At 45.0% G+C, this 378-nt stretch carries 1 pseudogene; it reads right to left on the reverse strand.

Going from position 1 to position 378, the window contains the following annotated elements:
- Positions 1-378, reverse strand: a pseudogene (locus J7R07_RS08065) (adhesin); the annotation flags it as partial.

Here is a 378-nt window from a genome sequence, read left to right on the forward strand (position 1 = left end):
TATTCGTGAAAGAATTGCCTACACCAGCAAACGCTTTCGCTACATCAGCATAACTTTGCTCTTCAACTGCACTGCCATCTTCCTTGACTACATGAACCTTGAAGGTCGGACCTGTCCATTCCCCATTTTCATATCGAGCTCCGCCACCAAAATATGACGCTAGCATATTGCTCATCGAATAAAGCTGAGAACCATTGACCGCTTCTGTCGAAACTGCAGAAAGCGTTCCTGATTTCACACCTGACAAGGTTCGCGATGCATCTCCACTATTGGCAATACTAATGCTGTTGCCACCTTTTTCTGCACCTATCTTGATTTCCTGTGTACCAGCATCCTGCTTAACAAGACTGTCACTAACAACTTGGGCAATCTCATTCT

The sequence above is a fragment of the Bartonella phoceensis genome (genome assembly GCF_902825145.1).
In the GTDB taxonomy this organism is placed as follows: Bacteria; Pseudomonadota; Alphaproteobacteria; order Rhizobiales; family Rhizobiaceae; genus Bartonella; species Bartonella phoceensis.